Origin of the sequence: Psychrobacter sp. TB20-MNA-CIBAN-0197 (assembly GCF_040309765.1) — a bacterium.
Taxonomy (GTDB): Bacteria; Pseudomonadota; Gammaproteobacteria; order Pseudomonadales; family Moraxellaceae; genus Psychrobacter; species Psychrobacter submarinus.
This window is the reverse complement of record NZ_JBEOPC010000005.1, coordinates 91249-112140: the sequence shown is the minus strand read 5'-3', so window position 1 is coordinate 112140 and position 20892 is coordinate 91249. Positions and strand designations below refer to the sequence as shown.

Sequence of the window (20892 nt, the reverse complement as noted above, 5' to 3'; positions counted from 1 at the left end):
TATTGCTTATTATGATAGACGATATTTTAGCCTGCTTACTCAAAATTTGATAGTATCCATAGATTATACTACAGCTATAGACTCAATACTCTTTGTGAGTGCTTGCAAGCGATATTGACTTGATCATCTAGCGATAGGCGCTGTGTCTTAATAAATTCGATAAATATCTAGTGGTAATAATTGCATATGATAAACACAAAAAATATGGCAGCGCTTAGCAAGCTGACGTTATTAACGCTGGCGTGCACGACTAGTATCTATACGAATGCTGCTATCTTAAATGATAGTAGCGAGCGCCGTATTCAAGTACGTCAGGGCAGTAGTACGACTACTGGTCAGGTTTATATCTCCCCTGCCAATACCAGTGTCATCAGAGGCGACAGTATGCAAGGACTGATTGCCCAAAAAAACCGGCAGTACAATTTCGATGCCAAGCTCTCTATCGAAGAGAATCAGCGGGTTATCACGCCTAGCCGCTCACCGCGTTATAACACCTCTTATAACACAGCTTATAATACTCAGTACGGCAGTCCGAATAACAACCACGACAGCTACTATGGTGATAGGAGTGCGGACTTCAATACTTGGTTAAACAGTAATCGCTTCCGCGCGCAGCAAGTCGGCGACTATCAGCGTTATCTCAGCTCACAGTTAGGGACACGAAACGTACCTCCGATGGAGCAGTTACTGACTACCGCTCGCAGCTGGGATCGCTGTGGTTATGAGCCTTTTCAGTTGCCGCCGCGGGAGCTTTGGTCAAATATGGTACCGACGCTAAGCTTATATAGTCAGCTAAAAAACCAAGGCGTGCTGCCTGCTAGTACCGAGATTCGTTCTGCCTATCGCAGTCCCAGCCTCAACTCCTGTGCAGGCGGTGCCAGAAATAGCAAGCACATGACGGCGGGCGCGATAGATGTTTGGGTGCCTGAATATGACGGAAATCTGTGGCAGCTGAGCCGTATGCAAGATAGCTTATGTCAGTTTTGGCAATATCAAGGTCAAGCTATGGACTTTGGTTTAGGATTATATTCGACAGGGGCGGTACATTTAGACTCGCAAGGTTACCGCAAATGGGGCTTTGGTAACACCAGTAGTAGCTCTTCTTGCCGCTACTAGTAAACCATTCTGAATAATTGTTTACCCTTTAGACCTATAGGTCATTTAATAATGTTTAATAAAAGCCTATAGTATGTTTTAATGCCTAGACTGTTTTTGCAGAGAGGATAAGTTATTCCTCTGCTGTCATTGGGTAGTACTATCAAATATCAGAGCTTACTATAAAATATTTTATTTTAAGGTTGAAGCGCTTAAAAAGCAAAGGGTATAACAGTGTCAGATAAACAATTGTCTCGAGTAGCGAACCGCTATTTAGCTCAGAGTAATCCGGTAGGGCTCACTAAAAAATACTCAAGCTTTTTGGCTCTAACAGTCAGTACAGGATTGCTCTTTATCTCTGCTTGTACTTCTGATAAGGCGAATTCGCCTATAGCAGATGAGCCAGCTGTAGTAAGAGAGCAAGTCCAGTCTGATATCGAAGATAAAATTGTGAACTCATACGCCCGTGTTGCTGCTAAAAAACCGGATCTATGCCCAAAGCTCGTTCAAAAAGAGGTAGATAATACTGTAATCGAACGCAAAGCTGAGGTTATGGTAAATAACAGCTGTGATTACTTCTTATATCCTAAAGTAGGCGAACACATAGCGGTCAGTCTTAATAACGATCAGATAGAAGCGTTATTGCTTACCCCAAAGATTTACAACTTTGCTAATGGCGACTACGAAGTGCTGTCTTACGACAAGCACGTGATACGCCTGTCTTATGATGGCGCAGGCTACAAGCCTGAGCAATTTAGTTATGACGTGACGATAGCCATTACAGAATAAGCTGTCTTGTAAGGGCGTGTTGAACATTCACAAATGCGCACTGCTGATAGCTACTAGTTAATCAAAGCTGTGTTCTAGTCGTCGTTAAAATTGCAGATAATGCTTATTGCATTGGTTAGCTGATTTTATTTAAACAGTCACAACGACTAGGGCGATTTTAGCATCAGCCCTAACTACAACAACAGGGACAGGACTATTTTTTGCCACTTTATTGATAAAAATAGACGCTTAGAACGACTAAACTTACTATTTTTATCTGCAAATCGCCTAAAAAATAGTCTCTGTCAGTGCCAAGGTCGAATGTTCAATACGCCCTAATAAAAAACTAGTACAGCGCGTTTAAAGTTAAATGGCTATACGTTCAAACGCCCTACTAGGATTGTTTTTATCTTCCTGTCTTTTTATTCGCGCTTTACTCTTTAGCGCTATCGCCTTTATCCTGCGAAGGGTCATCCGCTCCCACAGTCACAATCAAAAACTTATCGGTATCTAATGTGCTGCGTAACGTTTCGTTGACTTCAGCGAGCTTGACGCTATCAATACGGCTCATATAATCCTTCAGATAGCTGTCAGGTAAGTGATAAAAATTCATCATACCAAGCAAGCCGTTGATGCCTGCATTACTAGCGAAGCTCATAGGAAAGCTATTCTTTAGATTATCAGTGGTTAGGCGCATCTCATCTTTCGTAATTCCTTCCTCTAAAGTATCGTTAATCACGCCTAAGCTGGCATCGATAGCCGCGCGCGCTTTATCGTTGCGCGTTGAGAAGCCAATCTGGTAGGGGCCGCGCGCAAGCATTGGGTTCATAGCGCCTGAGATACCATAAGTGTAGCCCAAGTTTTGGCGAATCTCAGTCATTAATCGCGCATTAAAATTTCCGCCTGCTAACACATCATTACCCACCGCAAAGTTGGTTTGCTGCTGCTGGGCAATAGGGTCAGTGGCACGCTTAGTACCCAGTTGCCCCATTAACACAGTGGTCTGAGTGCTGGGGAAGTCAATATGAATGTTTTGTGACTGCGTTAATGGCTTAGGCTCAGGTAATATCGGCGCCGTTTTGCCTCTTGGCAAGTTATTGGTGATGTCATTTGCCAGCCGCTTCGCTTGCGCTAACGTCAAATTACCTGTCATCGCAAGAGAGGCGTTATTTGCGACCAAATAGCGGTTCTGAAAGTCTTGCAAGTCTTTTTGGTTCAGAGTCGGCACCGTCTCAAGTGTACCAGAGGAGGGGTGAGCATAAGGGTGCGTGCCATAGAGCGCTTTGTTAAAAGCGAGACTGGCAAGGCTACCTGGATCTTGTTTTTGTTGCTGCAGACCGACTAGGAGTCTAGCTTTATTGCGGGCCAGTATTTGTTCATCAAAAGTCGGCTCAGTGAGCATCTGGGTCATCAAGTCGATAGCGGGGAGCAGATGCTCATCATCAGACAAACTTCTGAGAGAGACGATAAACATATCCTTATAAGCGCTACTATTTAGCGTAATACCTAGAGTCTCCACCGCGCGAGTGAAGTTATCTTCATCTCTGGTCTCAGTGCCCTGCGTGAGCATAGTGGCGGTCATGTTAGCGATACCAAAACCTTGCTTGCGAATACTGCCATCACGGGCGCTACCGGCGTTGAAACGCAAATCGATATCGACGATAGGGAGGGCAGTAGTACGGACAAAAGAGACGGGCACGCCGGAGACAGTCGTGAAATGCTCAATATCAGGCACAGTCATTTTCAAAGGAGCAACGTTATCAAGGCTTGTGAGTTTTGACAGGGCGGCAATAGGCGCACGGCTATCAACATTTGTAGCTGAACCTTTATAGTCTTCAGCAATATCAGTATCGGCAAGAGCAGTATTAGAGAGCGCAGCTAGGCCTAACAGGAGGCTACTGGTTAAAGTGGTGAGTAAGGCGCTTGGCGTAGCCTTTTTGGTAGTTGACTTAGTGACCAATGACGGTTTTTTATTCATAGCTCTTTCTTATTTGTAGTAGGCATTTGAGTAGCAGTGTGCTCATTAGCGATGCTTTTTGACCGCATTATCAGTACTGGTGTTAGCCGTGCTGTTAGGCGGCACAATGTGCATAACGGTCAAATTGTCTTCGACGAGATACTTTTGACTGGCAGCCTGAATGTCAGCCACAGAGACTTTATCGAGCTTAGCTGGTAGGTTGGCGATTATTCGATCATCAATACCGATGGTCTGTAGCGAGCCAATCATACGCGCTTGTCCTGCCATGCTGTCTTGCGCGTAGACGAGACCGGTCACGGTATTGGTTTTTGCCCGAGCAATCTCGTCCGCCTCGATAGGATCGCGCATGAGCTTATCGATCTCATTGCTAATAGCTTGCTGCGCTTGCTCTAAGCTGACGCCTTCACGCGGCGTGGCTTGGATGAGAAACAGTCCATCGCCGCGATCAAACAAATCATAAGAAGTACCGACGCTAGTCAGTAAGTTCTGCTCCCGAATGAGCCGGCTCTCAAGTCTGGCTGAGAGTCCGCCATCGAGGACGTCTTGTGCTAACGATAAAGCATAGGCTTGGTTTTCGTGACCTAAGCCTACGGTCAGTAAGCTTGGCACGTTAAAGCCCATCAGCAGTACTGGCACTTTTACCGCTTGCTCTGAGTCGACCTTTTGATAGCCGCGAAAGCCTTGTTGACGAACGGATGGACGCTCAGGCAGCGCGCTTGGTTTAAGCTCACCAAAGTAACGTTTGACTTGCGACAATACCGCTTCAGGCTGCACATCTCCTACGATGACTAACGTAGCATTATTAGGCGCATACCAAGCCTGATACCAGTCTTTGAGCTCGCCTAGGGTGATAGATTCAAGCTCATCCATAGGCCCAATTACCGACTCACCTTTAGGGCTATCAGGTAGGGCGAGCAGACGAAACGACTCATAAGCTTTGGCTAGCGGGTTATCATCGGTGCGTTGGCGGCGCTCCTCCATGACCACTTGATGCTCTTTGGCAAACTCCTCTTCATTGAACAACAAATTTGTCATGCGATCGGCTTCAAGCTCTAATGCGAGCGGCAAGCGATTGACCGGAAACAGCTCGTAGTAGCCAGTGTAATCGTAGCTAGTAAAGGCATTGTTTGAGCCGCCAAACTTAGCGATTAGACGCTCATAATCATCGCTTGAAACGTCAGCGGTGCCTTTGAACATCATATGTTCAAGTAAATGCGAGATACCGCCTTTATCCACGGGCTCATCTGTCGAGCCGACACAGTACCAGATCTGGGTCATAGCGACAGGAGCACGGTGATCTTCTTTGATAATGACTTTAAGACCATTATCTAACAGATACTCATGACGACCTGAGAGATCCATTTGTAAATCAGATGCGCTATTCGCCGTCTCGCTAGCCACGTTTGGTGAAGTAGCGGTCTGCGCTGCTGGAGTTGCAGTCACTGTTGTAGTCTGACAGGCAGCGAGCGTAGCTATCAAGCTTAGCATGCCCGCAGTTCGCCGTAATAAACGAGACGGTTTGGATGAATAATGGTAACGCTTCACAAGCATAATATTCTCAAATGTTAAAAACGATAAATAGGGCTATATCCATTAAAGTGCTACGCAATTAGATGGATTTATGCCCGCCAACCATGACGCTTGCGGTAGGTTTAAGACCTTGCGTAGTGTGACAACCACTCGTTACCAAAGCGGATGCCGCGATGGCTACAGCTAGAGCACCTGTCAGAACTGTCTTAGAAACAGTCGTTTTGGGCTGAGGTTTTTTATTAATGTTATGAGTGGATAGGGTAGATGACATGAGCGTTCCTGATAGTAAAAATCGAGTAATAAAAGCCTAGTAATAAAAGTCTGATCCTACTTGATCATAATGGCACTAAACAAATCGATGGCTAAGGATAGGCCAATCTTATTTAAACTGAGGTCGGAGTTTTGTGTCTAAATCTTAAGCGAAGCTTGCATAGCTCTTTATTTATTAAGTGTATAGCTAGTAACATATCTAATTGGTATCTCATTAGAATTTGGTAGCTGTGTTTTTATAAGCTTATTTTTATAAGCTTCGACAACTAGCATTAATGAGGCTGCACCGAATTATGCTAAACTAAGGTATATGCATCTATGCTTCTTATACGTTTCTTATAACACGGTAACTCATTAAAACTAGGGTCTATTAAACAGATCCTAAATAATACTTTGATCAATTTTAGGGCAAGTTTATGAATAATGCTGACAATCCCAATCGCGTGGTTATCAATCTAGATGGTGATCTAGATAATTTAGATGACGATGATATTACCTTACCCAGTTTGCCGGTGCAATCGGTCGATATTATTGATGAGGCGAAGTCTGCGAACACGACTCCTATTGAGCCTACAGAGGCTACGGAAACCGCATCAGATAAAGCTGCCAACGCTACGCAAGTGGGTAATATAGCGTTAGGATCCCCTATTGTGTCGCCGGAAGCAGACAGCGAAACGCCAAACCAGTCCATAGACGTAGCAGCTAGTGATGACAAGACTGATATCAATAATGACTCAGCTGAGTTTGATGTCTCTAAGGTTGACGTACCAAAAATGCCCTTACAAGCACAGTTAGGAGAAGCTACAAACGCTAGCAAAGAGGACGCTCATTTAGAACCAAGCACAAAGGCGACAGCGCAAGACGATCTACAAACCACTGAGCCTAAAGGCGGTAAAAAAGGCAGTTGGTTCAACCGGATGAAGTCAGGTCTGAGTAAATCGCGCAAAAATCTAGCTGAGGGGATGGTCAGTATCCTTATCGGTGGCAAAGAGATTGACGATGAGCTGCTAGAGGAAGTGGAAGATCAGCTGCTCGTTGCAGATATCGGGGTGAATGCGACTAATCGTATTATCAAGAGCTTAACTGAGCAGACCGCTCGTGGCGATCTGATTTATGCGCATTCTCTTTATAAAGCGCTACAAAACGAGCTGGTCGATATTTTGACGCCAAAAGTTGCGCCGCTGATGATTGATACTAGTAAAAAGCCCTTTGTGATTTTGATGGTTGGCGTCAATGGCGTGGGTAAAACCACGACTATAGGTAAGCTTGCCAAACGCCTGCAAGGCGAGGGTAAATCAGTAATGCTTGCCGCTGGAGATACATTCAGAGCGGCCGCGACTGAGCAGCTACAGATTTGGGGTGAGCGTAATAATATCCCTGTCGTGGCTCAAGGTCATGGCTCAGATAGTGCCTCGGTTATCTTTGATGCGATGCAATCGGCTAAGGCAAAAAACATCGATGTACTGATTGCTGATACTGCTGGGCGCTTGCAAAATAAAACCCATCTGATGAGCGAGCTTGAAAAAGTCGTACGGGTCATGCGTAAGGCGGATGAAACAGCGCCGCACGAAGGTATGATTGTCCTCGATGCTGGTACTGGCCAAAACGCGATTAATCAAGTTAAGCTATTTAATGAAGCAGTACCGCTGACTGGTATTACAGTGACTAAGCTTGATGGTACTGCCAAAGGCGGGGTAGTCTTCAATATCGCTGAAACTACCGATGTTCCTATTCGCTATATTGGCGTTGGCGAGTCTATTGATGATTTGCGCGCCTTTAGTCCTAAACAATTTGTCGCGGCGCTCTTTGAGACGGATGATAAAGAGTAGCAGCTGATGCTTAGTGCATTTACATAGGTCTTTGAGGACAAGAGATAATGATACTAGTTACCACGACCAAACTACAAACCTATAGGCTCGTCTTGATGGTGATTCAAAGTGAGGGCAGCTCAGCTGATAAAGACGAGCCGAAGCTTGTGCAAGTCAGCTGGCTGTCGCAGGATCAATGGTGGACGGACGCAAAATCATTTGCCAAGCTCAAAAAGCAATATCAATTGGCAGATAGCGACTTTAAGTTTATTGAAAAAAATAGCCTAAGCACAGACGAGCCGGCACAAGCGGTATTGATTGACGCTATTATTCAAATTCGGGAGTATGCGTTAGAAGAAAGGAGGGTTTTTGATTTGCCGCTTGACTTATCACTAGGGACTACATTTCAGCAACAAGTCTGGCAAGCACTACAAGAGATTAAGCATGGTGAAACCATAAGCTATGCTACTTTAGCGCGCCGCATCGGCAACCCCAAAGCGTTTCGCGCGGTCGCCAATGCCAACAGCAACAATCCTTTTAGTCTCGTTATTCCTTGTCACCGAGTCATAGCTAGCGATGGCAAACTTGGCGGTTATACGGGCGGCCTAGACAAAAAACAGTATCTGCTAGCGCTCGAAGGCGTGAAGTGCAAGAGGTAAAATTACGCTTAGGGCGTGATGAACATTCAAATGTGGCACTGGCGGCGGCTATTTTTCAGGCAATACGCAGTGAAATTTTCGAATCCTAGTCATTCTAGGATAGACAATTTCACCATGTATTGGCAAAAAAGAGCCCCGCCCCAAAGGGCTGATGCTAAAATCACCCCAAACGGTGTTGTAAACCTAGCTAAGGCCTCGACATTATCGTCGGTTTACGCCTAGTTTGGTGCGATTTTATCTATCAGCAGTCCTAATATTTGAATGTTCAACACGCCCTAGTTTTATATAAAAATAAAGGCTAAACGTTGTACACGTTTAGCTTTTATAAATATTAGAGTTTAATCAAATTGAGTCATGATGCATGATGCACTTAGTTACTCTGACTCCAGCTGCGCCATAACCTCATCTGAGATATGGACATTGCTATAAACCTCTTGTACATCATCGATATCTTCTAGCATATCGAGCATTTTCATCACTTTTTCAGCGTCATCTACATTATCGATCTCCGCACTAGTTGCAGGGGCCATAGTGACCTCAGCACTGTCAGAGACTAAGCCTGCTTGATTAAGCGCATCTTTGACTTGACCGAAGCTTTCCCATTCAGTTGTAACAAGCAACGACTCGCCATCGTTCTCGACATCGAGCGCGCCAGCATCAAGTGCAGTCAGTAGCACATCGTCTTCGAGGCTGACATCATCGAAGCGAATCTCGCCGCGTTTGGTAAACAGATAAGCGACAGAACCGCTCGTGCCCAAGTTACCATCAAACTTAGTAAAAGCATGACGGACTTCGCTGACTGTGCGGTTGAGGTTATCAGTCATAGTCTCAACTAATACTGCTACGCCGCCAACACCGTAGCCTTCATAACTGACTTCTTCCATGTTTTCGTTGTCACCGCCGCCGGTGCCGCGATCCACCGCGCGATTGATAGTATCGCGGGTCATATTGACAGACAGCGCTTTTTCTACAGCGGCTCGAAGACGCGGGTTTTTATCAGGGTCAGGATCGCCTTGCTTGGCAGCTGACACAATCTCACGAATGACTTTAGTAAATATCTTACCTTTTATCGCATCCTGACGAGCTTTTTTGTGTTTAATGTTTGACCATTTGGAATGACCTGCCATATTACATCCTTAAAGTTTACCTAAACGGCTGATGTCTAAGTGTGCGATTTGTATATTGTTAAAAGCTATTTTTTGCTACACTGTGACAACCTGATTGTGGGTTAGTACGCAAATTAGCCTGAGTGAATGAGCAGTATTATAAACCACTTATAGCTATTTTGACAAAACTCCTCTTTGGCGACTAAGCCTATTTATCAGAATCACCTTCCGACTTAAGCCCTAAACTCTATGAAGCAACCAACCGCTGAAGCTATTACTCATATGCGTAATCGTATCCATGTCATCATTGAGGGCACAGATACGCGTCTAGGTAAGCTTTTTGATATCGTGTTACTGATTGCCATTTTGACCAGTGTCGCTGTGGTGATGCTCGATAGTGTGCTTTATATGCGTTTGCAATATGGCACTTTGTTTTTTTACGCTGAATGGTTTTTTACGATTTTATTTACCATTGAGTATTTGCTACGCTTATTTTCAGCGCCAAACCGCTTTCGATATGCCTTTAGCTTTTTTGGTATTGTTGACTTACTGTCGGTACTTCCAAGCTATCTAAGCTTACTGTTTGTGGGCGTGCAGTATCTATTAGTGATCCGTATTTTGCGGATTCTGCGCGTATTTCGGGTGCTCAAGCTCAAAGCTTACATGCAGCAAGCGGGCTTTTTGGCCTCAGCCTTGAAGACCAGTCAGCAAAAGATTACCGTCTTCTTTTTATCCTTAGTGCTGCTCGTGACCATCTTTGGCTCGGTGGTATACGTGGTGGAGGGCCCAGAAAATGGATTTACCAGTATTCCGCTTTCCATCTATTGGGCAGTAGTGACGGTAACGACTACCGGTTATGGCGATATGTCACCGAAGACACCGATCGGGCAAGCGATTGCATCGATGGTGATGATCACCGGTTATGCGATTATTGCCGTGCCTACGGGTATTTTTACCGCTGAGCTGGCGCGTAATATGCGCCCTCAGCTCAACCCTATTACTTGTCCAAACTGTGGTAAATTTGGTCATGCGGTAGGGGCTGGATACTGTGATCGTTGCGGCCACGCGCTACATGTTTAATCTAGTATCGGAGTGCTTAGTAGTAAGTCGTTTGTACTAAGTACTGGTACTAATTAATTGATGCTAAGACTACTATTAAAGCCTACTGATCTGGAGTCTCAGTAAGCTGCGGCGAGATAGGTGCTACCGGCTCTGCTTTGGTTAGGTTAGCTGCTGAGGATTCTGCTGTCGTGACTTCTAGATATTCATCAACCAAAGGCGACAAATCAATCTCCACGCCAAGATTAACGAGATTCCAGTATTGTCCTGACACTGTCCGATCGAGCATCATCGTGGTCGCTGAGGGCTGAAACTGATTAAAGTACTTCAATGAAGTACGCATTTGCGTGATCGCTTCGTGATGGACTTGACTGCTTGCAAAGTCAAAATCGCCTTCGTGATAAGGGGCAATAGATAAAGGTTTAAGGCCGATAGCGAGCCACTGTTTATAAAACTCCCCTGGAATATCCGTATCATCGTCACGGCGTATGCCTAGCGCAATAAGATCTTGCTCAAGCGCGGTCACATCGCTGCGCACGGCATGCTGAGCAAAGCGTCGAAATAGCTGTACTTCATGATCACTATAGCTACGGATACCGCCGAAATCGTAAGCGATGACGCTGCCATCAGGACGAAACGCAAAATTCCCTGGATGCGGATCGCAGTGCATTCGGTACAAGCCAAATAGTTGCCCGGCACTAAAATGAAACAGACGCTTAGCGATTTTTTGTTTGATATCATTATCCCAAGTAGCAGCGGTCGCTAGGCTCTCGCCCATCTCTTCGCTCAAAGTAAGAATACGCTTTGAGGAGTGACTGCCGATCACTTTAGGAATAACAAGCCCGGTATCGCTAGCATGAAACGCGCCAAACACTCTGAGGTTACTCGCTTCTTTAATATAATCTAGCTCATCATATAAGCTGCTACGAATCTCATCAAAGAGCTGATTTTGTAGCTCGCGACTCATATTGAGCACACCGGCGACTTTCAACGCCATTCGTACTTGCTTCAGGTCGCTATCGCAGTTTTCATCGACATTAGGGTATTGAACTTTGACGACTACGTTTTGACCTGAAGGCAGGGTTGCTTTATGTACTTGCCCGATAGAGGCGGCGGCGAAAGGCGTTTCTGCAAAATCAGCAAACAACTCACTAATAGGCGCTTTTAGCTCGCGCTCAACTTGCGAGCGTATCTGCGAGTAGGGCATAGGCGGTGCGTCTTTTTGTAGCTTCTCTAGAGCCTCTGCAACCTCTGGCGGAAAGACGTCTTTATATTGCGAAGCAATTTGCCCCACTTTCATCACCGCGCCTTTCATTTCACCTAGCGTCTCAGCGATTTGAATACCCACATCTTGCATCAGCTCTGATCGAGCTTGCAAGCGCTTTTCTTCATCGCTCGATAGATGTTTAAAAGAGTTTTTAGCAGCTTTACCTGCGATGCTTGCGGTCATACCTGCAAGCTTCATAAAGCGTTTTCCGGACGTTTTTGCCATTCATATCACCATCTATCGAGTATTGAGTCGTCACCTTTTTATTAAGGCGTTTTTGTTTTAATCAAGCGACTCTATTTATATTAACCACCAAAATTTAGGCTTAAAACACTCTGCTTAATCCGCTAAATTTGCTTGATATAAGTGAGCTAGCCAATACTCCAACGCCATCTGATAGCCTAAATGTCCAAGGCCGCAGATGACGCCGGTTGCAATATCGCTCAGATAAGAGTGCTGGCGAAACGGCTCGCGGCTATGAATATTGGATAAATGCACTTCGATGAAAGGCTTTTGTGTGGCGAGTAGAGCATCGCGGAGCGCCACCGACGTATGCGTAAAGGCACCGGGGTTAATAATGACGGCATCGACTTGTGTATCCTTATTCGCTAACAAACCATAGTGCTGAATCTCATCGACAAGTGTACCTTCGTGATTGGACTGAATACAGATAAGCTCAATATGATGTTTGGCTGCTTGCGACTGCAGGCGTGCTTCGATATCAGCTAAAGTTGTATGGCCATATATTTCAGGCTCGCGTTTGCCTAATAAGTTTAGGTTGACGCCATTGACTACGAGTAGCTTACGGTTATAAGTAGATGCATCCATACTGGCCTCAGTAAATAAAATAGCTCAATAACAATAAATAAAGGAGATAATAAGTAGATAACATAAGATAAAGAACGCTAGCGACAAAAATCTGACTTGTTAGTAACCAGTTATAATAACAGTTTAAGCAATATTGCTGAAAATTTATCCAAAAAGACTTTAACCCGTAAAAATCGTACTAAAAGCCTTTAAGTTACTAAAAACCCGTGCTATGATATTTTCAAGCAACATAGGTTACAAATTTATTACTGGTGAGTTCAATAATAGTTTTGTCGTCTGCCTACCATTAGTTGCTATCTTATAACGATATAATAGCAACTAATGGGTCTGTAATTCTAATATCATTATCTTAGTACCCGTTTATATGCAATGTTGCAAAGGAATTTGGGGCTAAGCGCACTGTTTAGGAAGTTTTATTATGTCAGCTCGTGAGCAAGGTATCGTTAAGTGGTTTAATGACTCAAAAGGGTTTGGTTTCATTCAACGTGATGGCGGCGAGGACATCTTTGTCCATTTTCGCGCGATTCAAGGCGATGGTTACCGCTCTTTGAAAGATGGTGAAAAAGTGGAGTTCAGTGTGGTTGAAGGCGAAAAAGGCCTACAAGCTGAAGAAGTTAGAAAACTAGAAGAGTAGACGCTGCAGGCGTTATGGCGCTTTGTCATAATATTGGTAGCAACTACGCTATACTACCGAGTCAAACCTGTCTCATTTAGCCCGTATTGTATGTATAATCATATGTACAGGTAAAATGAGCCACTAGGTTTGGCTCTTTTGCGTTTTATAGCTAGGATATTGGCTTTTGCTTTGCACTAGTACTAGCAGACGCTATCATTACTTTAAAAGTAATCGTAGTGAAAGTAGTGTTAATGCTGATCAGCATGGGCTGTAGGCGTGTTAATAGACGCTTCACCTATAAGGATGATTTTTTGAGTAATTTTACCACTTTTAGTGACTTACCATTATCAGCGCCGACATTACGCGCTATTCAAGATTTGGGCTTCACTGAGCTCACCGCTATTCAAGCGCAAATATTGCCGCATACTTTAGCGCATCAAGACGCTATTGGACAGGCACAAACTGGTACCGGTAAGACCGCGACGTTTTTGATTACGATTATAGAGGCGCTACTGAAGCGACCTTTTGATAATGATGAGGCGCGCTATCTAGGGGAGCCGCGAGCGGTGGTGATGGCACCAACGCGGGAGCTTGCGCAGCAGATATTTGATGATTGTGTGGAGCTGACCAAATACACTGACTTGCATAGCGTTTGTATTATGGGCGGGACGAGCTATGATACTCAGCAGCATGAGCTTGAACGTAAATATATCGATATATTGATTGCTACTCCTGGACGTCTCATTGATCTGATGCATAAAGGGATGGTCTATTTAGATCGGGTAGAGGTATTAGTATTAGATGAGGCGGATCGTATGCTCGATATGGGCTTTATCCCTGATATCAAGCGCCTAGTCGGCCGGATGCCAGCGAATAGTGATCGTCAAAGCTTATTGTTTTCAGCGACTTTTAATCAAGACGTGATGAATCTAGCCTATCGCTGGCTACATGAGCCGCAGTTTGTAGAGATTGAGCCTGAGCACAAAACCAGCGAGCTGGTCGAGCAGCATTTTTACCTGTTGACTGAAGAGCAAAAGCTGGCCGCGTTGCAGCGTATCATTGCAGATAATAGCGTCGATAAAGTGATTGTCTTTGCTAACCGTAAAGATCAAGTGAAGCGCCTATATCATAAGCTGCGCCAAACCCATAAAACGGTCATGTTATCGGGTGATGTCATCCAACAAAAACGCGAAAAGTACTTGCAGCGCTTCAAAGACGGGAATGCGTCTGTGTTGGTCGCAACCGATGTAGCAGGACGCGGCATTCATGTTGACGATATCAGCCATGTGGTCAACTATACTTTGCCCGATCAGCCAGATGATTATGTGCACCGTATTGGCCGTACCGGGCGCGCTGGACAAACCGGAATTAGTATCAGCTTTGTGAGCGAAGACGATGCTTTTAACTTGCCAGCCTTAGAGAAGCATTTGGATACTAAGTTTAGTCTTGAGCAGTGGCAAGAGTAGGGCGATATGTATCGTCTAGACTCGGGCGTGCCCTTATTTTTAAGCCATTTAGGTGACTAGCAATTAAATTAAGGACACGCCCTAATACAAAAAGCCCTTAATCTCAGTAGTGAGGTTAAGGGCTTTTGGCTAAAGTGTCTTAGTAAAATACGATTATTTCGAAATAAAGACGAGCCTTAGCTGTCGATACTTTTATATGTATGATGTCTACGAAGACGGCTCGTGGTGTGTATGATGACTCATGGCATCATCACTCATATCATGCATACTATGATCGACTGTGCTATCCATCTGGCTCATATCATGATGGGCTGTGCTGTCTGCATCAGACATCATCGCTGAGTGACTGCCATGATCCATTTGCCCATGGCCACCGCCGTGTCCACCGTGCATATTTGCCATGACCATAGGGATGGCAACGACAGCCAAGCCAGATAGCACCATGATTGCGCCATTGAGCTGTCTTAGATGAAAGCGGCCAATTTTTTCACGTAACCAGCCGACCGTCTCATGGGTGGCGACCAGCATCGGCACCGTGCCAAGACCAAAAACAAACATCAACGCTGCACCGCCCAAAGGATTGTGAGCGACCACCGCGATGAGTAGGGCGCCATATACCAAACCGCAAGGCAAAAAGCCCCAAAGTAGACCAGCTGTCAATGCACGTGGAAAGGTGTTTAGGGGAAATACCTTTTGGCGTATCGGGCTTAAGAACTGCCAAAAGCGCATACCAAAGCGCTCAAGCTTATTCAAAAAAGGCGCGCCAAGCATGGTCACACCCACAAAGACCAACACTGCGCCCAGTAAAATACGTGGCAAGCTATTGCCTTTCATGAGTGGCTCTAACACCGTCGTACCGATAAATCCTGCCAGCAGACCTAACAGTGCATAACTGCTCAGACGGCCAAAATGATAAGTAAAGACAAGAGCGCGGCGCTTGGCTAGGCTGACATCCTTCATCGATAGACTAAAAGCCGTGACTAAGCCTCCACACATACCTAAGCAGTGCGGAGAACCAAAAAAACCCATAAATAATGCGGCAATAAGTAAAGCTGTGGTCATACAGAACTTCTCCTAGCAAACAAGAGCACTGTCGGTCTTGATACAAAGGTAAATAAAAATTAGGAGTTGGAGTGTGAATTATCTTCGTTGTTATCGATATGAGTATCAGCGGTATCAGAGGGTTGACTCGTGACCTCTTCATGGGCTTGAATCACCTGACGACGCTCTTGACGATCCTCTAAGATAATACGCTGAGAGGCGTTATCTAAATCCTCAAATTGATTGGATTTTACCGCATAACGCACCGCCCAAATGGCGACGACAAATAGCATCAAACTCAAAGGAATCAACAAAAAGATACTGAGCATCATAAACCTCTAACGGTTAACTCTAAAAAACGTTTGTCAGCGGTTATTATACGCTTAATAAGACTCAATTAGGAGAAAGGCACAGGCGAAAAATCTGTTATCGCTACTCATTGGTTTTTTGCGCTTTGCCTCTTGGGGTTAATAGCTGCTCTGTGCTTACCTCTTTAGCGTCACGGCAGTTATTCTGCGGGCGAATGATATCGCGTAAGTAGGCGGCAATCTCATAGACTGCACGCCTTGAATGGGTCAAGTTTTGCGCCGGCTCCATCCAATCTCGCTTAACCGGCAACGGAGCATTGAGAGCAGTACTTTTAATACCATTTAGAGCAAACTGCCTGCGCGCACGCGGCATGTGATAACGATCAGTGATTAAATAAACATGATGCAAAGGCACACGTTTCGCGGTAAAACGTGCGTTTTCGCAAGTATTCATACTGGCATTTTCGCTAATCAAACCATCGATACCATGCTCAAGTAGCCATTGGCCAAGCCAAGGGGCTTCTGCGCCACTAAGCACGATGGGTAAGGGCAGATCATGATACGCAGCTGCCGCAGTCTGTGCCCGGTTCAGGCTGTAGCTATTGAGAACAATTTGATTATTATTATCATTGGTCAAGCCGCCGCCTAGTACCACATAAGCGGTTGGCGGCGAGCTTATGGCCGACGAGGCCGTATTAGGGAGAGGCAGGCGCGTCAGCACGTAGACCACGGCTTGCGAAAATAGCGGCGTAAATAAGCTAATGAGTACTAAGACAACAGCAGTAGAACCCACTAAAAAGGTGATATTAATAATACGAAACACTTTGACCATACGCTCAGCTGCGCGCAGATAATAACGCCATAAACGTTTTGACAATGGTCGTTTAGTCGGCATGGCCACTTTGTCCAATACTAGCGTTAGTATTGACCCAAATAGGTTCGCGGGTTAGAGCGACCTTAAACTTATCATAGACTTGGCTACCAATAAACTCTTGGGATTTTGCGACATCTATTTGCCTCGCTTGGTAGGGCTGGTGATTGGTTAAGACTAAAGCTTGCCGCTGATGAGTGAGAATAGGCGCAATGCCGCCGCCTTTTAGCCCAGCATGCTCGATCAGCCAACCGGCAGCTACTTTGACCTTTTGCTCTGGCATCGGGTAGCCAACGATATCAGGATATCGGCTTTGCAAATCGTCGAACTGATCTTGATCGATGATCGGGTTTTGAAAGAAGCTGCCGCAATTGGGCAGCTGCTTAGGATCTGGGATTTTTTGCTGACGAATATGGATAATGGCCTGCATCACATCGCTAGGCGCAGGTTGAGACCGGTTATGCTGCTCAGCATAGCGCTGTGCTACCAATTTCACATCACCATAATTAACAGCGACTCGCGCCGGATCGGTATGCAAACGCAGGCTCACTCGGCTGATGAGCCAAGTATTAGGGCTGCGTTTAAACAGGCTGTCACGGTAGCCAAACTGACAGTCGCCAATGGACAAGTCATGCCAAGTTTGCGTAGGCAAATGATAAGCTCGCACTGATTGTAAGTAGTCTTCTAATTGTACCCCATAAGCGCCGATATTTTGGACCGGAGCGGCGCCGGTTAAGCCTGGAATAAGGGCTAAATTCTCTAAGCCGTACCAGCCTTGAGCGACGGTATAAGTGACTAACTCATGCCAGTTTTCTCCTGCCATCACTTCGATATCGACATATTCTGCGGTCTGATTGGTGACCTCAATACCGCGCATAAAGGGACGTAGCACAATAGCGTGCAGCTGCGCGGGGAGTAAGACGTTACTACCGCCTGACAGAACAAATAAAGGTAGCTGACCGTCATCTCGTTTATTAAATTCCGCCATAAACGCATCTAGTTGAGACTCTTCAGTGATAGTCACCGCTTTGTCCGCTACGCAAGCTAACGCCATAGTATTAGCATGTGACAAATCGTGTGCTAGATTATGGGAGAAGCTTAAGTCATTCGCACTAACGCTTGAGCGAGGTGGTAAAACTGAGGCCATAAATAGTCCTATGCGACTAATAAAGAATGATATAAAAGTAAATGCGAAAAATCTTCAGTAAACCAAACAATCAAGGGAGGAGTATTATATAAGCTCCTTAATTCGTCTTCCAGCTCTCAATCCAAGCTTGCGTACTCGATTCAATACGTTCGATAACGTCCTCGAACGCTTCGCTTTCGCCTTGATAAGGATCAGGCACATCATCACCGCCATAAGTAGGATCTTCTTCACTAAACAAAGCCAGTTTTGCTAAGGTCTCTTCAGGCTCATCTATCCCGTCCTTTATTGCTTGCAAATCCGCTAGATTTTGAGTGTCCATAGCCAAAATTAAGTCAAAATTCCGAAAATCATCGGCAGTCACTTGCCGAGCCACTAATTTACTAATGTTATAGCCGTTGAGTTTGGCATGACGCTGCGCGCGCGTATCAGGAGCGTGACCAATATGCCAATCGCCGGTTCCGGCTGAGTCTATCTTGATATCTAGACCAGCTATAGCAGCCTGTTGACGAAAAATCTCTTCAGCGGTAGGCGAGCGGCAAATATTACCCAAACAAACCAAGAGTACAGACGAGGGGGCAGAGGCTTTAATTGGCATAAAATAACCTTTTTTATCAGCATATTGATTATGTATTGACTCTATAGCGCGCAAGCTCCCCTAAAAAGAGCAGCTGGCGTCTACTTTCAATATAAAACGAATTATGGCACAGTGCTATGACTGAGCAACAATGTGTTTAAGTAAAAACGTAACGATCAATCACACTGTTATAAAATAGCCACTAGCGTAACGATAAATGATGACAAAGGCAAGAAGAGCGAAGAGATAAACGCTAGTAATAATAAGGGCTGTAGTGCTAAAGTATCAGTGGTTACAGACGTTATTAAAAGCTGATTTAGTCTTGTTTGTCTTTAAACCGCTGCAACTCTCGGCGCTGCTTTTTATTAGGCTTATTATCAGGACGCGCTAAATTGGCCAGTTTACGCTGCTCAGCATAATAGGCGCGGCGCTCAGTGCTTTCATCCGTCTCTGAATAGAGCATTTGCGCAGCAGAGGCGTTACCGCGCTGGGCGCTTAGGGCTTCAACGATGACCGTTTTTTCAGTCATTGCTGTCGCGGATCCCTGCCGAATCTGTAGCTCATCACCAACGGCAATCTCTTTGCTGGTTTTGACTCGGCTACCAGCATAATGCACACGCCCGCTCTCAATCGCTTCTTTGGCGAGCGTACGTGTCCGATAAAAGCGCGCCGCCCATAGCCATTTATCAATACGCATACGTACCGCTTCAGGTTGGCTATGGCTAGGCCGGTTATGGTTTTTGTTATGTTTACGCATCAAAACCTCATTAATATCAATAAACTATGATAGTAAATGGTGTTTTTTTTATAAATTAAAAGAGCGCTCGGTCTCTTATAAAAACCGCTATTTTAAAAACAGCTGATAAGCGACATTATCATTGAGCATAGTACAGTCATAGCCGATATCAAGTAGCGCATCTTGCAATTGACGCGAGTTGCTCATCGAGGCTTGTAGGCCAACCAACACGCGACCTTCAGCGGCGCCATGATTGCGATAATGGAACAAGGTGATATTAAAATCATCGCCAAGTTTTTCTAAGAAAGTCAGCAACGCGCCAGGACGCTCGGGAAAGACCACTTTTAGTAGCTGCTCGTTTTCGACATGAGCATGGCCACCGATAAGATGGCGGATGTGTGATTTGGCGATGTCGTCGTCGGTCAAATCGTGAGCGGTATAGCCATCATCTGCCAGCTGTTTGCTGATGGTGTGTCGCTCTTTTTCGCCCTCTTTTAGGGCGATACCGACGAAGATTGAGGCAGGCTCCATCGAGTCTGGTGATTTTCGACTATCGGCGCGGTAGTTGAATTCAGTAATATTACGTCCATGTAGGCTACGGCAGAAGTTTAAGAAAGCGCCAGTCTGCTCAGGAATGGTCACGCCAAAGATGGCTTCTTTTTTCTCGCCGATTTCGGTGCGCTCAGCGATATAACGCAGGCGGTCAAAGTTCATGTTAGCGCCGCAGATGATGCCGACGCAGTTTTTACCTTGCAAGTCATGCGCTTTGATATATTTTTTCATACCAGCGACCGACAGGGCACCCGCTGGTTCAACGATACTGCGGTTTTCTTCAAACACATCTTTGACCGCTGCGCAGACTTCATCGTTAGTACAAGTCACCACTTCTGGTTCGACGATAGGCCCGGAGCCATCGCTTTTTTGCGTGCGCACCACATCAAAAGGCAGCTCACCGATTTGCGCCACAGCCACACCATCGACAAACAGACCGACTTGCTCAAGCTTAACGCGCTCATTGGCTTCAAGAGCAGCTTTAAGCGAGGCTGATTGTTCCGCTTCTACAGCGATGACTTTGACATGCGGCGCAACTTCGCCTAAAAATGCGGCAACCCCTGAGATGAGGCCGCCGCCGCCAACCGCCACAAACACATAATCCATGTTGCGCCACTGCTGGGTGAGCTCAAGCCCGATGGTACCTTGACCGGCAATGACCAACTCATCATCATAAGGCGGGATAAAGGTCAGGCCCTCAGTCTTGGCGCGGTTGATCGCATAGCGGTTAGCTTCATCAAAGCTGTCGCCGTGCAGATCGACATTACCACCTAAGGCGCGTACAGCCGCAACTTTGATATCGGGTGTGGTGGTAGGCATGACGATGATGTTATTAAGCATAAGCTTGCGTGCAGAATAAGCCACGCCTTGCGCGTGGTTGCCTGCTGAGGCACAAATGACGCCGCGAGCTTTTTGCTCATCGGACAGCTGGCTAATGCGATTATAAGCACCGCGCAATTTAAAGGACTTGACAGGCTGCAGGTCTTCGCGTTTAAAGCGAATATCATTAGCAAAACGTTGGGTCAGCTTGGGAGCCGCTTCTAGTGGCGTTTGAATAGCAACGTCATAGACGGTGGCTTGCAAGATGGCGCGTACCCAATGTGACAGCATAATAATTCCTAAAAGAGAGTTAAAAAAGCAAATGGAGACAAAAAATTTAAATAGATTAGCCTATGCTGATTTTGCCTATCTTGCAAGACACAATTGCAGTTTT

At 45.6% G+C, this 20892-nt stretch carries 20 protein-coding genes; 7 read left to right on the top strand and 13 right to left on the bottom strand.

What is annotated here, in order from left to right; genetic code table 11:
• The first annotated feature begins 204 nt into the window (after nucleotides 1–204).
• A complete protein-coding gene (locus AAEY83_RS02790) occupies nucleotides 205–1116 on the top strand; it encodes a D-Ala-D-Ala carboxypeptidase family metallohydrolase (RefSeq protein WP_351058428.1) in 912 nt (303 codons plus the stop codon).
• A gap of 213 nt (nucleotides 1117–1329) precedes the next feature.
• A complete protein-coding gene (locus tag AAEY83_RS02785; RefSeq protein ID WP_025646579.1) occupies nucleotides 1330–1884 on the top strand; it encodes a hypothetical protein in 555 nt (184 codons plus the stop codon).
• Nucleotides 1885–2296: 412 nt separating this feature from the next.
• Here AAEY83_RS02785 and AAEY83_RS02780 read toward each other — a convergent pair whose 3' ends face one another.
• From AAEY83_RS02780 to AAEY83_RS02770, 3 genes are all read right to left on the bottom strand, one after another.
• Nucleotides 2297–3841: a M16 family metallopeptidase gene (locus AAEY83_RS02780; RefSeq protein WP_025646580.1), complete on the bottom strand. Its 1545-nt coding sequence runs from the start codon at nucleotides 3839–3841 to the stop codon at nucleotides 2297–2299.
• 45 nt (nucleotides 3842–3886) lie between these two features.
• Nucleotides 3887–5329, bottom strand: coding sequence for a M16 family metallopeptidase (locus tag AAEY83_RS02775; protein ID WP_156923984.1), 1443 nt, complete (start codon nucleotides 5327–5329; stop codon nucleotides 3887–3889).
• Nucleotides 5330–5450: 121 nt separating this feature from the next.
• Complete coding sequence (locus AAEY83_RS02770) at nucleotides 5451–5642, bottom strand: hypothetical protein (RefSeq protein WP_156923985.1); 192 nt, start codon at nucleotides 5640–5642, stop codon at nucleotides 5451–5453.
• Between the two features lie 916 nt (nucleotides 5643–6558).
• Here AAEY83_RS02770 and ftsY point away from each other — a divergent pair.
• Nucleotides 6559–7470, top strand: a complete 912-nt coding sequence (gene ftsY / locus AAEY83_RS02765; protein ID WP_238063290.1) for a signal recognition particle-docking protein FtsY — start codon at nucleotides 6559–6561, stop codon at nucleotides 7468–7470.
• Nucleotides 7471–7517: 47 nt separating this feature from the next.
• Complete coding sequence (locus AAEY83_RS02760) at nucleotides 7518–8108, top strand: methylated-DNA--[protein]-cysteine S-methyltransferase (protein WP_413771577.1); 591 nt, start codon at nucleotides 7518–7520, stop codon at nucleotides 8106–8108.
• 374 nt (nucleotides 8109–8482) lie between these two features.
• Here AAEY83_RS02760 and AAEY83_RS02755 read toward each other — a convergent pair whose 3' ends face one another.
• Complete coding sequence (locus AAEY83_RS02755; RefSeq protein ID WP_025646584.1) at nucleotides 8483–9235, bottom strand: YebC/PmpR family DNA-binding transcriptional regulator; 753 nt, start codon at nucleotides 9233–9235, stop codon at nucleotides 8483–8485.
• Between the two features lie 228 nt (nucleotides 9236–9463).
• Between AAEY83_RS02755 and AAEY83_RS02750 the strand changes: the two genes are divergently transcribed.
• The gene (locus AAEY83_RS02750; protein ID WP_025646585.1) at nucleotides 9464–10294 is read left to right on the top strand and encodes an ion transporter; all 831 of its coding nucleotides are present in this window, start codon (nucleotides 9464–9466) and stop codon (nucleotides 10292–10294) included.
• Nucleotides 10295–10376: 82 nt separating this feature from the next.
• Here AAEY83_RS02750 and AAEY83_RS02745 read toward each other — a convergent pair whose 3' ends face one another.
• Nucleotides 10377–11765 (bottom strand): ABC1 kinase family protein, encoded by a 1389-nt coding sequence (locus tag AAEY83_RS02745; RefSeq protein ID WP_025646586.1) that lies wholly within the window; start codon nucleotides 11763–11765, stop codon nucleotides 10377–10379.
• 114 nt (nucleotides 11766–11879) lie between these two features.
• Nucleotides 11880–12368 carry a type II 3-dehydroquinate dehydratase gene (gene aroQ, locus AAEY83_RS02740; RefSeq protein WP_025646587.1) on the bottom strand — a complete coding sequence of 163 codons (489 nt, stop codon included), beginning with the start codon at nucleotides 12366–12368 and terminating at the stop codon, nucleotides 11880–11882.
• A 418-nt stretch (nucleotides 12369–12786) separates the two neighbouring features.
• Here aroQ and AAEY83_RS02735 point away from each other — a divergent pair, with 418 nt between their 5' ends.
• Both AAEY83_RS02735 and AAEY83_RS02730 read left to right on the top strand, forming a co-directional pair.
• A complete protein-coding gene (locus tag AAEY83_RS02735; RefSeq protein WP_025646588.1) occupies nucleotides 12787–13002 on the top strand; it encodes a cold-shock protein in 216 nt (71 codons plus the stop codon).
• Between the two features lie 293 nt (nucleotides 13003–13295).
• Nucleotides 13296–14450, top strand: coding sequence for a DEAD/DEAH box helicase (locus AAEY83_RS02730; protein WP_025646589.1), 1155 nt, complete (start codon nucleotides 13296–13298; stop codon nucleotides 14448–14450).
• 207 nt (nucleotides 14451–14657) lie between these two features.
• Here AAEY83_RS02730 and AAEY83_RS02725 read toward each other — a convergent pair whose 3' ends face one another.
• The 7 genes from AAEY83_RS02725 to ilvA all read right to left on the bottom strand — a co-directional run bounded on the left by AAEY83_RS02725 (nucleotide 14658) and on the right by ilvA (nucleotide 20789).
• Complete coding sequence (locus AAEY83_RS02725) at nucleotides 14658–15512, bottom strand: sulfite exporter TauE/SafE family protein (RefSeq protein WP_025646590.1); 855 nt, start codon at nucleotides 15510–15512, stop codon at nucleotides 14658–14660.
• 59 nt (nucleotides 15513–15571) lie between these two features.
• Nucleotides 15572–15820: a cbb3-type cytochrome oxidase assembly protein CcoS gene (ccoS, locus tag AAEY83_RS02720; protein WP_025646591.1), complete on the bottom strand. Its 249-nt coding sequence runs from the start codon at nucleotides 15818–15820 to the stop codon at nucleotides 15572–15574.
• Nucleotides 15821–15923: 103 nt separating this feature from the next.
• Nucleotides 15924–16694, bottom strand: a complete 771-nt coding sequence (locus AAEY83_RS02715) for a YdcF family protein (protein ID WP_025646592.1) — start codon at nucleotides 16692–16694, stop codon at nucleotides 15924–15926.
• Nucleotides 16684–17817: a UDP-N-acetylmuramate dehydrogenase gene (gene murB / locus AAEY83_RS02710; protein ID WP_025646593.1), complete on the bottom strand. Its 1134-nt coding sequence runs from the start codon at nucleotides 17815–17817 to the stop codon at nucleotides 16684–16686. The genes AAEY83_RS02715 and murB overlap by 11 nt, the downstream gene beginning before the upstream one ends.
• A 97-nt stretch (nucleotides 17818–17914) precedes the next feature.
• Nucleotides 17915–18412 (bottom strand): low molecular weight protein-tyrosine-phosphatase, encoded by a 498-nt coding sequence (locus tag AAEY83_RS02705; RefSeq protein WP_025646594.1) that lies wholly within the window; start codon nucleotides 18410–18412, stop codon nucleotides 17915–17917.
• Nucleotides 18413–18707: 295 nt separating this feature from the next.
• On the bottom strand, nucleotides 18708–19148 hold the full coding sequence (locus AAEY83_RS02700; RefSeq protein WP_025646595.1) for an RNA-binding S4 domain-containing protein: 441 nt from the start codon (nucleotides 19146–19148) through the stop codon (nucleotides 18708–18710).
• Between the two features lie 87 nt (nucleotides 19149–19235).
• Nucleotides 19236–20789 carry a threonine ammonia-lyase, biosynthetic gene (gene ilvA / locus AAEY83_RS02695; protein WP_025646596.1) on the bottom strand — a complete coding sequence of 518 codons (1554 nt, stop codon included), beginning with the start codon at nucleotides 20787–20789 and terminating at the stop codon, nucleotides 19236–19238.
• Nucleotides 20790–20892: the final 103 nt, after the last annotated feature.